General features: G+C 75.0%; 14 protein-coding genes. 7 read left to right on the top strand and 7 right to left on the bottom strand.

The window, feature by feature from the left end:
• Window positions 1-142 precede the first annotated feature (142 nt).
• The gene (locus ACIQMV_RS11075) at window positions 143-922 is read left to right on the top strand and encodes a type IV pilus biogenesis/stability protein PilW (RefSeq protein WP_402592406.1); all 780 of its coding nucleotides are present in this window, start codon (window positions 143-145) and stop codon (window positions 920-922) included.
• The gene (locus tag ACIQMV_RS11070; RefSeq protein ID WP_402592405.1) at window positions 912-3,704 is read left to right on the top strand and encodes a VWA domain-containing protein; all 2,793 of its coding nucleotides are present in this window, start codon (window positions 912-914) and stop codon (window positions 3,702-3,704) included. The genes ACIQMV_RS11075 and ACIQMV_RS11070 overlap by 11 nt, the downstream gene beginning before the upstream one ends.
• Before the next feature lie 16 nt (window positions 3,705-3,720).
• Here ACIQMV_RS11070 and ACIQMV_RS11065 read toward each other — a convergent pair whose 3' ends face one another.
• Entirely contained in the window at window positions 3,721-5,793 is a 2,073-nt protein-coding gene (locus tag ACIQMV_RS11065; RefSeq protein ID WP_402592404.1) for a phage holin family protein, read from the bottom strand.
• Window positions 5,794-6,167: 374 nt separating this feature from the next.
• The gene (locus ACIQMV_RS11060; protein ID WP_402592403.1) at window positions 6,168-6,605 is read right to left on the bottom strand and encodes a hypothetical protein; all 438 of its coding nucleotides are present in this window, start codon (window positions 6,603-6,605) and stop codon (window positions 6,168-6,170) included.
• 85 nt (window positions 6,606-6,690) lie between these two features.
• Here ACIQMV_RS11060 and ACIQMV_RS11055 point away from each other — a divergent pair, with 85 nt between their 5' ends.
• Together ACIQMV_RS11055 and ACIQMV_RS11050 are read left to right on the top strand one after the other, a co-directional pair.
• Window positions 6,691-7,464 carry an MBL fold metallo-hydrolase gene (locus ACIQMV_RS11055; RefSeq protein ID WP_402592402.1) on the top strand — a complete coding sequence of 258 codons (774 nt, stop codon included), beginning with the start codon at window positions 6,691-6,693 and terminating at the stop codon, window positions 7,462-7,464.
• Window positions 7,461-8,102, top strand: a complete 642-nt coding sequence (locus ACIQMV_RS11050; protein ID WP_402592401.1) for a DedA family protein — start codon at window positions 7,461-7,463, stop codon at window positions 8,100-8,102. Before ACIQMV_RS11055 ends, ACIQMV_RS11050 begins: the two co-directional genes overlap by 4 nt.
• A 36-nt stretch (window positions 8,103-8,138) precedes the next feature.
• Here ACIQMV_RS11050 and ACIQMV_RS11045 read toward each other — a convergent pair whose 3' ends face one another.
• The 4 genes from ACIQMV_RS11045 to ACIQMV_RS11030 form a co-directional block, all read right to left on the bottom strand.
• On the bottom strand, window positions 8,139-9,209 hold the full coding sequence (locus ACIQMV_RS11045) for an MBL fold metallo-hydrolase (RefSeq protein ID WP_402592400.1): 1,071 nt from the start codon (window positions 9,207-9,209) through the stop codon (window positions 8,139-8,141).
• Window positions 9,206-10,456: an aminotransferase class I/II-fold pyridoxal phosphate-dependent enzyme gene (locus ACIQMV_RS11040; protein WP_402592399.1), complete on the bottom strand. Its 1,251-nt coding sequence runs from the start codon at window positions 10,454-10,456 to the stop codon at window positions 9,206-9,208. Before ACIQMV_RS11040 ends, ACIQMV_RS11045 begins: the two co-directional genes overlap by 4 nt.
• A gap of 237 nt (window positions 10,457-10,693) precedes the next feature.
• Window positions 10,694-12,022 (bottom strand): hypothetical protein, encoded by a 1,329-nt coding sequence (locus ACIQMV_RS11035; RefSeq protein WP_402592398.1) that lies wholly within the window; start codon window positions 12,020-12,022, stop codon window positions 10,694-10,696.
• A gap of 177 nt (window positions 12,023-12,199) precedes the next feature.
• Window positions 12,200-12,994 (bottom strand): RNA polymerase sigma factor SigF, encoded by a 795-nt coding sequence (locus ACIQMV_RS11030; protein WP_402592397.1) that lies wholly within the window; start codon window positions 12,992-12,994, stop codon window positions 12,200-12,202.
• A gap of 288 nt (window positions 12,995-13,282) precedes the next feature.
• Here ACIQMV_RS11030 and ACIQMV_RS11025 point away from each other — a divergent pair, with 288 nt between their 5' ends.
• Both ACIQMV_RS11025 and ACIQMV_RS11020 read left to right on the top strand, forming a co-directional pair.
• Window positions 13,283-13,684: a DUF2795 domain-containing protein gene (locus ACIQMV_RS11025; RefSeq protein WP_141356722.1), complete on the top strand. Its 402-nt coding sequence runs from the start codon at window positions 13,283-13,285 to the stop codon at window positions 13,682-13,684.
• A 96-nt stretch (window positions 13,685-13,780) separates the two neighbouring features.
• Window positions 13,781-14,323, top strand: coding sequence for a type 1 glutamine amidotransferase domain-containing protein (locus ACIQMV_RS11020; protein ID WP_402592396.1), 543 nt, complete (start codon window positions 13,781-13,783; stop codon window positions 14,321-14,323).
• Window positions 14,324-14,345: 22 nt separating this feature from the next.
• Here ACIQMV_RS11020 and ACIQMV_RS11015 read toward each other — a convergent pair whose 3' ends face one another.
• Entirely contained in the window at window positions 14,346-14,594 is a 249-nt protein-coding gene (locus ACIQMV_RS11015; RefSeq protein WP_141356726.1) for a DUF6158 family protein, read from the bottom strand.
• Between the two features lie 87 nt (window positions 14,595-14,681).
• Here ACIQMV_RS11015 and ACIQMV_RS11010 point away from each other — a divergent pair, with 87 nt between their 5' ends.
• Complete coding sequence (locus ACIQMV_RS11010; protein ID WP_402592395.1) at window positions 14,682-15,794, top strand: Vms1/Ankzf1 family peptidyl-tRNA hydrolase; 1,113 nt, start codon at window positions 14,682-14,684, stop codon at window positions 15,792-15,794.
• Window positions 15,795-15,799 lie beyond the last annotated feature (5 nt).

The raw sequence follows: 15,799 nt of genomic DNA, 5'->3' as shown, positions 1-15,799 counted from the left end.
CCAGGGTTCCCGTTGCCGGGGTTCCGTAACCGCCATCCGATCACATCCGCGCCGCGCACAACCACCGAGCGGGCCGCGACCTGCCGGAGAAGGTGTGTGAATCGCCTGCCGGACGGCGGGGGTAGGCCCTACAGTCCGTTTCATGGTCGAACTCTTCCAAGTCCTCGGGGGAATCGCGGGATTTGGTGGGGTCGCTCTCGGTGTCCTGTACCTGCTCTACCGGGACCTCGTGCGCGACATCATCCGCAGGCGGATGTTCCGGACGCTCACGTCGGCGCAGGCGACCGCCCTGTTCGGGGCCGTGGTCGTGCTGGCCTTCGCCGTGGCGATCCTCGGGATCTTCGCCACCCTCGCCGAAAGCACGGGTGTCCGGCAGTTCCTGGTCCTCGTGGGCATGCTGCTGCTGTTCCTGCTGGCGGTGCTGTTCCTCGCGGTGCGCGTGGTCACCGGCCCGGCCGCCCGCGCGAAAGCCGGCGGCGGCAGCGGTGCGGAGCGCAGGCTCACCACGGTGCGCCGGTACGTCGAGAGCGGGGAGGCCGACCAGGCGGAGCGCGCCCTGGAGGCGTCCCGGCTGGACCGCGAGTCGTCCGTGTTCTGGTACTGGAAGGCCAGGATCGCGCTGGTCCGGTCCAACCTCGACGTGGCGTACGGCTATGTCGAGGAGGCGCTGAAGCTGGACGGCCGGGACCCGTACTGCATCGCGCTGAAGATAGAGCTGCTTCTGCTGGCGGGCGACCCCGACCGGCGTGACCGGGCCGCGCGGCTGTCGGTGGAGAGCACCGGCTTGAGCCGCGAACTCGACGCGTGGCTGCGTCAGTTGCGGGCCGAGGGAATGTTCGACGGTGGGGTGCGCACCCGCACGGAGCTCGAGGCGCGGTGCCCGCTTCCCACCCGTACCACGGAGGATGCCCATGCGGAGTGAGCGGAGCAGGCACGGGGAGCGGCGGAAGGCGGTCCTCTTCCTCCCGCGGACCACCGCCGCCGGCGGGGACGCCGAGGGTGGGGGCGCCGGCGGTGGGGGCGCCGGCGGTGGGTCGTATGGGCCGTACCACGAACCGGAGGAGGCGCTGAGGGAGGCGCTGACCGCCGCGGCCGAGGCGGACCTGCTCCCGGTTTCTCCGCCGACCCGCTCGGCGGAGGAGGCCGACGCGCTCCTCGCCCGGCACCCGGACGCGGTGCTCCTGATCCACCCCGGCGGTCGTATCCCGCGCGACGCGCGCCCCCGGCCGGGCGGCGCGCTGTGGCAACTCCTGCGCTGTGGAGCAGGACTTCGGCTGTGCGAACCGGCCACGGCGGCGGAGGCCTCTTTACCGGAAGGCTCGTTGCGCCCCGACGGGGCCTCTCGCGTGGAGGGTGCCTCGTCGGCGGCGGGGACGTCGTCCTCGGAGGAGTCGTCGCTCCCACCGGGTGCCCCGCTTCCGGGCGGCCCGGCCGCGCCGGGGCCCATGGGCCCGGACGACGAGGACCGGCTGGCGCTGCTGGTGGTGGAGCTGCCACGGGAGGGGGCTCCGGCCGCGGCCGGGCGGGCGGTACAGGCCGAGCGTGCGCCGCTGTGCCGGGACTTCGCGGCCCGCATCGGACTGCCGGCCGGGCCGGTGCTCGGGGAGAGCGCCGAGGACTGGGCGGTGGAGCTGCACAGGGCCGTGCTCCGGAACCTGACACTGACGGCGGTCGTGCACCCCGGGATCGTCCCGCCCGCCCCGGACGGCCCGGACGCCCTGTTGTGGGGATGGCTGCGGGCGGGTCGCGAGATCCGGTCGGCGTTCGCCCCGCTCGACGGGCGGTTCTCCCTGCGGCGGTCGGGGGCGGCGTCCTACCGGGAACTCGGCAGCACCTACCTCGGCCGTCTGAGCGCTCCGCCTCCGGACGCGGACGAGGCCGACCGGCTCTTCCCCGCCTCCCTCGACAGGGAGATCCGAGCACCCGGGCAGCACGCCGCGCAACCTCCGCCGGGCTCCCGCGAGCCCACCGGGCCACCGCCGTCCGGCGAGGACCACACGTTCGTCCACCATCCCGGCCCCTTCCAGACGGGCCCCGAATCGGCGGCGGCCGATTTTCTCGGTACCGCCGCGCAACGGCGCACCATCAGCCATGACGCCCAGCCGGCCGGCCGTCGCCCGCCCCTGTTCCGCCGCACCGGCCGGCCCCTCCCCCACGACGGACTCTTCATCCGCCGCAACAGCGCCTTCGGCACCCGTTCCCCCCTCGGCGTGCGGGATCTCATCGAGCAGGGCCTGATCATCGGGCAGGAGCAGATCCGGTTCGACGACTTCGTGGCGGCCCGCACCGAGCAGGTGCCCGGTCCCCCGCCCGGCCGGGCCGTCGGCGTCAGCCACGGGCTGGCGGCCGCGCAGGGCGAGTTCAGGGCCGACGAGGCGACGACCCACTTCCTGGAGATCACCCTCAAGGCGGGCGAGGCACCCCCGGAGGACGCCCCCGCCGAGCCGCTTCCGGTGAACTTCGTCTTCGTGGTGGACACCAGCGGCTCGATGCACGGCGAGAAGCTCGACTGCGTCAAGGCGGCCCTGCAGACCCTCTACGACCGACTGCGGCCGACGGACTGCCTGGGCGTCATCACCTTCGAGCACCACGTCCGCACGGTGCTGCCCGCCACCGCCAAGCGGGAGCTGCCGCGCGAGCGCTTCGCCCAGGTGGTGGCCGGGCTGAGAGCCGGCGGCGGCACGGACATCAACCTCGGTGTGCAGTACGGCATCGACGAGATCGGCCGGAACGCCCTCGGCGGGCGCACGGTCAACTGCCTGTACCTCTTCTCCGACGGCGGCCCGACCTCCGGCGAACGGGACTGGGTCCGGATCCGCACGAACATCGCGGCCAAGCTCCGCGGCGACCTCACCGTGTCGTGCTTCGGCTTCGGCTCCGACGCCCGGATGCCCGAACTGGCGGCGCTGGCCGGGCTGGCCGGCGGTCACGCGACGTTCGTCACCCGTCCGGAGCAGGTGGGCGCGGACCTGCTCGCCGACCTGAAGCGACGCGACCATCTGGCCGCCATCGACATCCAGCTCCGCCTCGACATCGCCCCGGACGTGGAGATCCGCCATCTGTACGGCCACGACCTGATCACCGACCCGCGCGCCCGGGCGGCGGTGCTGCGGGAGGCGGCCCAGGCGGCCGAGCGCGCACGGCAGGACTACGGCGCCGAGGCCCTCCCGGACCTCATCGCCGAGGAGACCGGCATCCGCATCTTCGCGCCCGACCTCGCGTTCGGGGAGACGTACTGGATCGTCCTCGAACTGACCGTGCCGCCGGGCCGCGAGCCGCACCCCCTGGGCACCGGGGCCGTGCAGTACGTCGACACCGTCACGCGCGAGGGGCACCGGCACGCACTCGGGCTGGCCGCGGACCTCACCCTCACCGAGGAGACCGTGGCCGTGCACGCGATGGGCCTGTGGACCAGCGAGGTCACCTTCCACGCGCTGGACGACCTGTACGACCGCGACCGCGACGCGGCGACGAAGCGCCTGAAGCAGCACATCCAGGTGCTGCGGGCCGCGCACAGCCGGCTGCCGGCGCGGGAGTTCCGCGACGACCAGGTCACCCTCCAGAAGCTGATCACGCTGACCGGCTCGCTGGACACGGTGGTGTCGTTCAGCGACCAGCCGCACGGACCGAGCGGCATGGCGCCCGCGGTCATGATGATGAGCGACTTCGGCCGGGTCCGCTCGGGCTTCTGGCCGCACCACTGACCGGCGGCACCGGGGGTCAGGCGGCCCGTTCCTCCGGTTCCGCGGTGAGCGGCGCCCCGGTCCCTGCGGCCTCGTGCAGCCAGCGCCGCAGCACGCGGTGGACGTGCTCGGCGCCGACGAGGTCCTCGCCCTCTCGGACCGGCGGGGAGCAGTCGAGCGGCGACAGCAGGAACGGGCGACCCTGCGCGCCGCCGAGGCCGCCGTGGGAGCCGATCTGCTCCTCGAAGGCGAGGACCTCTCCGTCGGCCGGGTCGTGGCTGGAGTTGACCATGATGTCGGCGGTGTGCGGGAAGGAGTGGGTGCGGCGTACGGCGTCGGCGGCGCCGGGACCGAAGAGCGCCAGCGGGCCGGGGTCGGTGTCGAGTTCGGCCAGCGGTATCCGTACGCCGCGCGCGCCGAGCACGACACCGCCGTGCTCCTCGCTGCGCACGAGCAGGAAGCCGACGCCCGGGTGGTCGGCGAGCGTGGACAGCAGCGCGGGGTGGCGGGCGTCGATCTCCTCCTGGCTCATGCGGTGCGGCACGTCCGGGAAGGAGACCAGGCCGAGGTTGCCGGAGGCCAGCACGACGGGCTCCGAGCGGCGGGAGGGGCGCCGGTCCTCACCGCTCTCCTCGACCGGGCGGCCGAGCGCGGCCCGTACGGCGGCCCGCGCCTCGGCGCCACTGCGCGTCCTTCCCGCCCGGCGCGGCACGGGCAGGCCGCAGCCGGCCCGGACCAGGTCGCCCAGGGTCAGACCGTAGCGGGAGCGGAAGGTCTCGCCGGGGCTCTGTCCGTGGTCGGACAGGAGGACGAAGCGGTACGCGCGCGGGGCGTGCTCGGCGACCTTCTCGATCAGCGCCAGCGAGCGGTCCAGACGCCGCAGCACCTGCGCCGCGTCACGGCTGTGCGGCCCGGAGTGGTGGGCCACCTCGTCGTACGCCACCAGGTCGGCGTAGACGGCGGTGCGCCCGGCGAGCAGGTCGCCCATCACCGCGGCCACGACGACGTCCCGTTCGACGACCGTCGCGAAGGCGCGGATCAGCGGGTACAGGCCGCCGCGCGAGACACGCGGGCGCTCCTCGCGGAGCCGGGCCCGCAGGGACTGGCCGATCTCGCGGCCGGCGTCGGCGACGAAGGACAGGAAGGTGCGGACGGCGTTGGCGGGGTCGGAGAAGTAGGCGAAGTAGCCCGCGCGGGAGCGGCTGGCGCGGTCGCGACGGGCCGCGACCGACAGGACGAGCGCGAGTTCGCCCGCGCCGCCGCCGAAGAGGTTGCCGCGGCTGGCCCCGTCGGCGGTGAGCAGCCCGCCGTCACCGGTGCGCCGTACGGCGCGGCGCTGGAGTTCGACGGCGCTGCTCGGGCGGTTGCAGACCATCACCTCTCCGGTGTCCTTCTCGTACCAGCGGAAGGCGGGGACGTCGTGGTTGGTTCCGTGCAGGATGCCGAGCTGGCTGGCGCCGGTCTGGCTGGACCAGTCGGTGCGCCAGGGGGTGAGCCGGTGGGTGGCCTGCCCCTCGTCGGCGCCGAGCCATCGGGCGACGGTCGGCATCAGACCCTCGTCCACCGCGTCCCGCAGCACGTCGTGACCGACGCCGTCGAGTTGGACGACGACGGTGCCGGGGGTCGACGAGCAGGGTGCCAGCCGTCTGCGGCGGCGGTCGGCGAGCCGGTGGAGCCGTCGCCGGTAGGCGTCGTCGTCGCGCACGGCGAGGGCTGCGCCGGTGGCGGAGGCGACCGCGGACATCACCGCGGCCACGATGACGGCGGTCTCGGGGGCCGCCTCGGCCTGGCCGGAGGGGGTGATGCGCAGGGCCAGCAGGAGCAGTGAGCCGTTGAGGAAGAACACCAGCAGCCCGAGGACCAGCGCGGGCACGAGCAGCAGCAGCCGGACGAGCAGCGGCCACACCACGGCGGACAGCACACCGAAGGCTCCCGCGCCGAGCGCGGCGGTCACGGCGACGGTGGTGGCGCTGTCGCCGTCGGGCGACTGCAACCGGAAGTCCGGCAGGATCCCGGCGAGCACGAGCAGGGTGACCGTGGAGACGGCCCACACCGCGACACTGCGCCCGACCTGACTGGCGACCCGCCGCCACCGCCGCCCGCCACCCATGCCGGCACATCCTCCGTTCCCGCCCCCGCCCCGCGCCTCCACGCGGACCGACTCCAGCTTGTCATACACCCCCACAAACCCCCGTGACCTGCGGTAACACCCATCAGTACGGACCCGCCGCCGGTGTTCGCCGACGCACCCGCCCTCGGCCCCGCCGCGCCGACGGCGCCGAGCGGTCGGACGCGCCGGATCCCCAGCCCGCCGGAGCCTGCCACTCCCCCTTCGCCGCCCTGGCCCGCACCGCACGACCGCCCCGCTCGCACGACCGCCCCGCTCACGGCACCGGCGTACGACGGAGCCGACCGGCTGGTGCGCGGCCATCGGCCCGTGTGGCCGGGCCGTCGTCGGTGGACGGTGGGGGCCGGGGGGCTTGGTCAGCGGCCGTCGTAGCCGGCGGTCGGCATGGAGAGGCGGCGGTGCACGTGGGCCTTCATCTGGGCGTCGTACGCCGGCTCGGCCTGGCCCACCGTCTCCACCCGGACCCCGCGTCGCGCGCACTCTTCGGTGAACTCCTCCACGGAGGACAGCGCCCGCTCCAGCACCCGCCGGCTGGGCGCGACGAACAGGTCCACACCCGGGCGCACTCCCTCCCACAGGGCGCAGTGGTCGGCCCGCAGCCCCCGGACGAGCAGTTCCCGTGCGATCACGTAGCCGCGCTCGGCCGCCCAGCGGGCGCACATCGCGTGCTGGCTGCGCGAGTCCACCAGGAAGGGGTCGTCGTTCAGCTCCTCCAGGGGTGTCAGGCTCGCGATCGCCGTGACGCGGACGGCCGCCGGAGCGCCCCCGCCGAGGGCATCCCGCACTTCTCCCATGGCGTCCCCCTCACCTCCGGGTTTCCGCCGCCGACCCTACTCCTGCCCGTAGGCTCAGGGGGAGTCGCACGAAGGAGGCAAAGGAGTGCCGGTGGAGATCACCTGGTGGGGTCACGCCACCTGCACGGTCGAGGACTCGGACGTCCGCGTGCTGACCGATCCCCTGTTCGCCCGCCGGCTCGCGCACCTGCGCCGCCGCCGCGGCGCGCCGCCGCCGCCCACCGCCTGGCACGCGGACGTGGCCCTGGTCTCCCATCTGCACGCCGACCATCTGCACGTACCCTCGCTGGCCCGGCTGGAGCCGGGCACGCGCCTGCTGGTACCCCGGGGCGCACTCGGGGCGGTCGCGAGTCTGCGCCGGCTCGCCCACCTGCGGATCACCGAGGTGACGCCCGGTGACCGGGTCGAGGTCGGCGGTGTCGTCGTACGGGCGGTGCCGGCCCGGCACGACGGGCGGCGGCTGCCGGTCGGGCGGCACCGCTCGCCGGCGCTCGGCTACGTCGTCGAGGGCGAGGCGCGGACTTACTTCGCCGGGGACACCGGCCTGTTCGAGACGATGGCCGAGGAGGTCGGCCCGGTCGACGCGGCGCTGCTGCCGGTGGGCGGCTGGGGACCGTACCTCGGCGCGGGGCATCTGGACGCGGGACGGGCGGCGCAGGCGCTGGCCCGGCTGGCGCCGGGGAGCGCAGTGCCGGTGCACTACGGCACGTACTGGCCGATCGGGATGGACGCCGTGCGCCCCCATGAGTTCCATGCGCCGGGTGACGAATTCGCGCGCCTCGCCGCCGAGCGTGCGCCGGGGGTCGCGGTGCACCGGCTCGGGCACGGGGAGAGCGTGCGCCTGGAGGGCGCCCGGTGATACGGATCGCCGCCGCCGTGACCTCGGTGGTGCCGCCGGAGTCCACCCAGCAGGCGCTCGGGTATCCCTCGCTGTTCCTGCTGGTGCTGATCGGGGCGCTGGTGCCGGTGGTGCCGACGGGCGCGCTGGTCAGTTCGGCGGCGGTGGTCGCCCTGCACCAGACGGCGCCGTTCTCGCTGGCGCTGGTGTTCCTGACGGCGTCGCTGGCCGCGTTCCTCGGGGACGCGTCGCTGTACTGGCTGGGGCGGCGCGGACTGGGATCGAGGAACGGATCGCGCTGGCTGGAGGCGATCCGCACGCGCGCCCCGGAGGACCGGCTGGCGCAGGCGCAGCGCAAACTGACCGAGCACGGGGTCGCGGTGCTGGTCCTGTCCCGTCTCGTCCCGGCGGGCCGCATACCGGTGATGCTGGCCTGCCTGCTGGCGAAGTGGCCGCTGCGCCGCTTCTCCCGCGGCAACCTCCCCGCGTGCCTGGCCTGGGCGGTGACGTACCAGCTGATCGGCATCCTCGGCGGCTCCCTGTTCGCGGAGCCCTGGGAAGGCGTGGTCAGCGCGATCGCGCTGACCTTCCTGCTGGGCGCCGCACCCTCCGTCTGGCGGCGCCTGCGCCGGCTGATCCCGGTCCACCGCTCGCACTGACCTCGGCGGGGGCCGCGAGCCGCCCCCGCCCCGCCGCTACTCCAGGACCCGGGAGGCGCCCACCGGCAGGTCCCACAGCCGTTCCCGGGGAAGGCCGGCCTCCTGCCAGGCTCTGCGGACCCGGGTCAGGGGTTCCAGGAGGGGTTCGGCGGAGAGGACGAAGGTGCCCCAGTGCATGGGCGCCATGTGCCGGGCGCCGAGGTCCTGCACGGCCTGGACGGCTTCCTCCGGGTCGCAGTGGACGTCGCTGAGCCACCAGCGGGGGTCGTAGGCGCCGATGGGGAGCAGGGCCAGGTCGATGCCGGGGTAGCGGCGGCCGATGCGGGAGAACCAGTGGCCGTAGCCCGTGTCGCCGGCGAAGTACACGCGCTGCCCGTCGGGGTCGGTGAGCACCCAGCCGCCCCACAGACTGCGGCAGGTGTCGGTGAGGGTGCGCTTGGACCAGTGGTGGGCGGGGACGAAGTCGAGGCGGACTCCGGACAGTTCGGCCGCCTCCCACCAGTCCAGTTCGGTGACGTTGGTGAACCGGCGCCGCTGGAACCAGCGGCCGAGTCCGGCCGGCACGAACACCGGGGTGTCGCGCGGGAGTCGGCGCACGGTGGGCGCGTCCAGATGGTCGTAGTGGTTGTGGCTGACGACGACCGCGTCGACGGGCGGCAGCGCCTCCCAGGCCACGCCGACGGGCGTGACCCGGGCCGGGGTGCCGATGATGCGGCGGGACCACACCGGGTCGGTCAGCACGGTCAGCCCGCCGATCCGGACCACCCAGCTCGCGTGCCCCGCCCAGGTGACGGCGACGGTACGGGTGTCCACGCGGGGCAGCTCGGCGGGCCGGTACGGCAGCAGCGGGATGTCGGCGAGGGCCTCCTTGTCCGGCCGCAGGGCGCCCTCTCGGGCGAACCGGGCGAAGGCCTTCAGGTCGGGCAGCGGGGCGGTGAGCCGGTCGTGGAAGGTGCGCGGCCACACCCGCCGCTCCCCCAGCCGCCGAGGTTCGGCCAGCGGCGGGAACGGGGCGGGCGGGGAGGTCAGGAGGGACGGGACCGCGGGATCGTCGGTCTCCTGGGTGGTGGTGCTCGTGGACGTGGTCGACTCGGACTGCTGCGTCATCGAGGAGGCTCCCATCGCTGAGCGTCGTCGCGGAGATCGTCGAGTACCGACCTCAAGGAGAGCAATGCGCGTTGCACGTGTGGCAGTTCCAACGGCTCGGGGGACAGGAGGCATTCCGCGCGTTCCTCGTCGGTGCGGCCGAGGAGTTCCGCGGTGGACAGCCGCACGCGCAGCGCGCCGAGGTCGTCGCCGAAGCGGTGGCCGCCGTGCACGGGCAGTTCCAGGCGGGTGGTGAGGAAGTCCTCCAACTCCTGTGCGTCGCCGACCGCGTGGGCGTCCAGCGCGGAGCGCAGCGGGCCGAGGTCGGCGTACAGGTGGCGGCCGGCCTGCGGCGGCCGGACGAGCGCGCCCGCGGCGACCACGGCCGCGTGGACGGCCCGCGCCAGGCGCGCGTGCAGGCGTACCGAGGCCGCCAGGCGCGCGGTGACCGGCCCGGGTTCGCCGAGGACGTGGGCGGCCGCGGCGGCGACCGGTTCGGCGACGCGGGCGTCCAGTGCGGTGAGGACGTCGAGCACGCGCGCGTGCAGGGCCTCGCCGGGGGCGCCTGCGGGGAAGCGGGCGATCGCGGCGGGCCAGCCGGCGGGCAGGAAGGCGCCGGCGAGGTCGGTGACGACGGTGACCCGGTCGGGCAGCATCTCGGCCGGGCTGAGCAGCACCGTCTCGTGCGGCGCGTGCACGGTGTCGCGCCAGGTCTCGTCGCTGACCAGGTGGAGTCCCTCGGCCGTGGCGGCCTCGACGGTCTCGTGCAGCACCTCCGGCGGTGCCACGGTGGCGGTGGGGTCGTCGGCGACGGACAGCACGAGCAGCCGGGGGTCGCCGCCCTCGGCGCGGACTCTGCGGACGGTCTCCAGGAGGGCGTACGGGTCGGGGACGCCCCCGCACTCGGCCGGCGTCGCCACGGGGAAGGCGGGGGTGCCCAGCAGGCGCGCGTACGGCGCCCACCAGGCCGCGCAGGGCCGGGGCACCAGGACGTCGCCGCCGAGCGTGGCGGTCAGCGCGAGCAGCAGGGCGGGCGCGCCGGGTGCGGCCGCCACCCGGCCGGGCCGGGTGGGCAGCCCGCGTCGCAGCCAGTACCCGCAGGCGGCGTCCAGCAGTTCGGTGCCGCCGCCGATCGGTCCGCGCCGGGTCCGGTTCGCGGCCCCGGCGAGCGCGGCGGACACCTCCGGCAGCACCGGGAGTCCGTCGTCGGGGAGGGCCGACGGACCGTAGCGGACGGGGCCGTGGCCTTCCGGGTCCGTCCGCCGCATGGGTACCTCCGCGAAGTCCCTGATGCCGTGTGGCGCCGCCGAGTCGTGCCGTCGCCGGTCCGTCCCGGCCGCGGGCGCCCGGCCCGGCCGCCCGGTGTCCGGGGGCGGGTCCGTCCGCACGGCGCCGGCCGTGCCTTCGGGGCTCCGTGTACCCAGGGCGGCGCCCTCCCAAGGCCACCCGGCCGGGTCGGGCAGGTCACGCGGGCCCGCGTCCCCTCAGGGCGTCCGGCTGCACGGTCAGCCGTCGGCCCGCGAACGCCGCCACACCCGGTGGACCGCCCCGCCGAGCGCCGCCGCGATCAGCGCGCCGCCGCCGATCAGGGCCGGCAGGGAGGCGGTGAACGAGCCACCCGCACCGGCCTGCACACCGTGCTGCGCCGCCTCGCGGGAGGGGTCGCGGCCCGCGACCGGGCCGCGGCCCGGGCCGGTGCCGGACTGACCGCGGGAGGCGTCCCACGAACCTTCGCCCCGGGACGGGCCGCTGGAGTCCGGACCTCGGGACGGGGCGTGGGACGGGTCCCGGGCGGGGTCCCGGGAGCCCTGCGGGCGGGAAGGGGCGTAGGAGGTGTTGGGGCCCGGCATGACCTGGAGTCCGGACGAGTCCTGCGGGCGGGAGGGATCGTAGGAGGCGTTGGGACCCGGCATGACCTGGAGTCCGGACGAGTCCTGCGACCGGGAAGGATCGAAGGAACCGTTGGGACCCGGCATGACCTGGAGTCCGGACGAGTCCTGCGACCGGGAAGGATCGAAGGAACCGTCGAGGTCCGGCCGGACCTGGAGTCCGAACGAGTCCTGCGACCGGGAAGGATCGAAGGAACCGTCGAGGTCCGGCGCGACCTGGGTGCGGGAAGGGTCGTAGGTGGGTACGTCGCGGAACGTCCCGCGGGCCGGACTGCCCGAAACCTGGCCGGAAGCCGGGTCGCGGGGCGGGGTCTGCGCGGACTGACCCGAGGCCGGGTCACCGGGCGCGGACCCCCTGAACCGACCCGAACCCGGGTCACCAGGCCCGGACCCCCCGAACCGACCCGAACCCGGGTCACCAGGCCCGGACTCCCCGAACCGACCCGAACCCGGGTCACCAGGCCCGGACTCCCCGGACCCGGGGCGGAACGGGTCGTTGGCCGGCGTGTCCTGGAGGACCGGGTCCCGCGACGCGTCCGCCGGGGCCCGGGCCGGCGCCGCGGCCTCCGTGTCGCCGACGGCGCCCCCGGACGGCCTGGCGCGGGCAGTGTCCGTCGGGACCGCGTTCCCGGACGGTCCGGCCCGGTCCGTACCGGACGCGACCACGGACGGCCCGCCGCGCCTGCCCGCGCCGGATCCGGATGCCGGCGCGCAGGCCTCGGCCTCGGCGCGCGAGGCGTCACCGCCGTCCGGGCCGCACACGACGGTGACCGCGGCGCCCTCGCCGGCCCGCGGGACGTGGGCGGTGCGCGCCGCCTGCCGCAGGGCGGGGGGACGGGCGTGCGAGCCGGCGGCCGGGCTCGCGAGGGCGGCCGACGCGGCGCCGCCCGCCATGACTCCGGCCAGGACGGCGACGGGCAGGGCGCGGGGGACGGTACGGCGCATGAGCGGGACTCCTTGGAACCGACGACGTCTGACGGCACGGGTTCGTGCCCTTCGCTGCCATCACAGCCGCTGGTACCGCGGGTCGCGCGCGGCCGAGCCTCATTGGCGGGACACCAACGACCTATCGGGTGACGCCGGCGGCCCGCCCCTGAGGAGCTCCCCGGAAGCGGGCCGCCCCTACACGCCCTCCCGCATCACCTGCTCCCGCAGCCGGTCGCAGCACCGGCTGATCAGCCGGGACACGTGCATCTGCGAGATGCCCAACTGCTCGGCGATCCGGCTCTGCGTCATGTCGCCGAAGAACCGCATGTACAGGATGGCCCGCTCCCGTTCGGACAGCGCCGCCAGCCGCGGCCTGACCGACTCGCGGTCCACCACGGTGTCCAGGGCCGGGTCGGGCGAGCCCAGGCTGTCGCCCAGGGAGTAGCCGTCCTCGCTGCCGGACAGTTCCGCGTCGAGCGAGAGGGCGGTGAAGCTCTCCAGCGCCTCCTGTCCGATCCGCACCTCCTCCTCGCTGAGGTGGGCGTGCTCGGCGACCTCAGCGACGGTGGGGCCGCGGCCGGAGATCGTCCGGGCGAGGTCCTGGGAGGCGAAGCGGACCCGGTTGCGCAGTTCCTGCACCCGGCGCGGGACGTGCACCGTCCACATGTGGTCGCGGAAGTGCCGCTTGATCTCACCGGTGATGGTGGGCACGGCGTAGCTCTCGAAGGCGTTGCCCCGCTCGGGGTCGTAGCGGTCGACCGCCTTGATCAGGCCGAGCGCGGCGACCTGGCGCAGGTCCTCGGAACTCTCGCCGCGGCTGCGGAACCGGCCGGCGAGCCGTTCGGCCATCGGCAGCCAGGCCTGAACGATCTCGTCGCGGACCTCGTTCCGCCGTCGCCCCGGGGGGAGTGCGGCGAGCCGGCGGAAGGCTTCCGCGGTGTCGGGGGCGTCGTCGTGGGGGTGGTGCCTGGCGCTCGCTCGCGTTGGCATGGTGCGTCGCAGCTCCCTCGGGGTCCTCTCGGGCGGACGGTCACCGTGGGAGCGCGGGCGCGTGAACCGGACGGCCGCACGTGGCGGCGTGTCGCGCCGCTTCCACGGGCGTGCCTCCGGTCCGAAGCACTGGCTCCGCGCCTGCCCCCGGTCCCGGGCGCCCAAACACGCCGCCGCGGCGGGGCGGGATTCCGGCCGCCCCTCGGGTGTCATCCCGTCCCGGAAAACCGGTGTCGGCTTCCCCCGCACGGGTACGCGGTGGCCACCCCCGACGATCTGGAGGGAGACATGCAGCGAGGCAGTGACCGGCTGAGTGTCCACCGTGACGACGAGATGAAGCACGAGTTGCAGGGACTGCTCAGGTCCGGCCATCCCACGCGGAGCGAGGAGTGGCACGACCCGGAGCCGACCGCCGAGGACGATCCGGAGGTGTGGGGCGGACCGGTGGCGCCGGGCGGCTCCCGGGCGTCCCTGGAGAGCGTCCGCCTGGAGCTGGCCAGGATTCTGGGCCGCAGTGCCTTTCCCGCGGGTCCGGGCGAGCTGACCCGCCTGCTCCGGCGCAAGAACGCGCCCGACACGCTGATCGAGGCGCTCCAGCGACTGCCGCACAAGGCGCGCTACGCCAATGTGCAGGAGCTGGCCCGGGAACTGACGCACACCGAGACGCCCGCGCGGGAGGAGCGCGCGTAGGCCCGTGCCCGGGGGCGCCGCGGCCGGCGCCGGGAGAAAAGCGCCCCGGGGACGGCAGGGCCCGTCCCCGGGGCGCCGAAAGGACGTTGAGGCATCATGCGCATCGCATTTCTGACCGCGCCCGAGGGCGTGGAACAGGTCGAACTCACCGAACCGTGGAAGGCGGCGAAGGACGCCGGTCACGAGACCGTGCTCGTGTCGACCGAGTCCGGGGAGATCCAGGCCTTCGACCACCTGGACAAGGCGGACAGGTTCCCCGTGGACGCGGTCGTCGGCGAGGCCTCCCCTGACTCCTTCGACGCGCTGGTCCTGCCGGGCGGCGTCGCCAACCCGGACTTCCTGCGGACGGACGAGAAGGCGGTGGCGTTCGTGGGGGCGTTCTTCGCGCAGGGCCGTCCGGTGGCCGCGATCTGCCACGCGCCGTGGACGCTGGTCGAGGCGGATGTCGTACGGGGCCGGGTGCTGACCTCGTGGCCGAGTCTGCGGACGGACATCCGCAACGCGGGCGGCATCTGGGTCGACGAGCAGGTGAAGATCTGCGACCACGGCCCGAACAAGCTGATCACCAGCCGCAAGCCGGACGATCTGAAGGCGTTCTGCGAGGCCTTCCTCGACGTCCTCGCCGAGAAGGCCGGCTGACCCCCCGGCGCCGGGACGTCCTTCAGACGCGGGGAGTCGCCGACTCCCCGCATCCGCGTTCCCGGGCCCCCTCGCGGGTGCGGCCGGCGGCGACCGGGCGGCGCGGGTTGCGGCGCAGGTACTCGCCCTCGAGCTGCGCCATGCGTTCGTTGTGGGCGCGCAGCGCGTCGTTCGAGCCGTACAGCAGCGTGTCGTGGCGCGTGCGGTGGATCGTCTCCAGCTCCTTCATCAGCTGCTGGTCGTCCAGCCGTCCCGGGTCGACTCCGGTCATGGTGGTGCCCCGTTCGTCGTGTTCGTACCTGCGGTCCGGGTACCCGCCCGGCGTGCGGCGCCACCGAACGGTCTCCGGGAGGGAGCCATGGATCTCGCCTTTCTGCATCCACTGTACGAACACCCGGGCCCCTGGGCCTCCGTGTACGTCGACACCTCGCGGCACACGGAGGACACGGCCCACCAGCTGGAGCTGACGGCCCGGGCCATGGGGCGCGAGCTGGCGCGGCAAGGCGCGGACGAGGCCACCTGCCGAGCGGTGGAGGCGGCCGTACGGGAGCTTCGCCATGTCCCCGATCCGCAGGGGCGGGTGCTGTTCGCGCGGGACGGCGCGGTCGTGCTCGACCCGCTGCTGGCCCGTCCGCCGCGGGGCGGCAGCCGGGCGGAGTGGGCGGCGCTGCCGCGCGTGGCGCCGCTGCTGGAGCTGGCGGGTGAGGATCCGGTCGCGATCGTCGCGTACGTCGACCGCAGGGGCGCGGACTTCGAGCTGCGCAGCTCGCTGGGCCCGGAGGACGCCGGGACGGTGGTGGCGCTGGAGTGGCCCATCCACCGGACGGCGAGCGCGGACTGGTCGGAACGGCACTTCCAGCTGAAGGTGGAGAACACCTGGGAGCACAACGCGGCGGAGATCGCGGACGCGCTCAGCGTCTGCCAGGAGGAGACGGACGCCGACCTGCTGATCCTGGTCGGCGACGACCGGGAGCGGCGCGAGGTGCGCGGGCGGCTGCCGAAACGGCTGCACGACCGCGTGGCGGAGGCCGCCGACGGCACCGGCAGCCGGCTGCTGGACGAGGACGTGGAGCGGATCCGCGCCGCGCACGTGCACCAGCGTGTCGAGTCCGAGCTGGACCGGTTCCGGGCGGCCCGGACACCGGACGACGAGGGACGCTCGGGGGCCGCCGAGGGGGTGTCGGCGCTGGTCGAGGCGGCCCGCGAGCACCGTCTTGAGGAACTGCTGATCAGCCCGGACGGCGCCGACGCCCACCGCGAGGTGTGGATCGGCGAGGACGCCGACCAGCTGGCCGTGCGCCGTACGGAGCTGGAGGCCCTCGGCGAGCGGCACTCCTGGCCGGCCCGGGCCGACGACGCCCTGCTCCGCTCGGCGGTCTGCCAGGACGCCACGGCCCTGTCGCTGGACCCGGCCGCCGCCGGCGAGGACGTGCCGGCGGGCGGGCTGGGCGCCGTCCTGCGCCGGCGGTGAGCGGC

The organism is Streptomyces sp. NPDC091412, from assembly GCF_044756885.1.
Taxonomy (GTDB): Bacteria; Actinomycetota; Actinomycetes; order Streptomycetales; family Streptomycetaceae; genus Streptomyces.
This window is presented reverse-complemented; position numbering and strand designations above follow the sequence as displayed.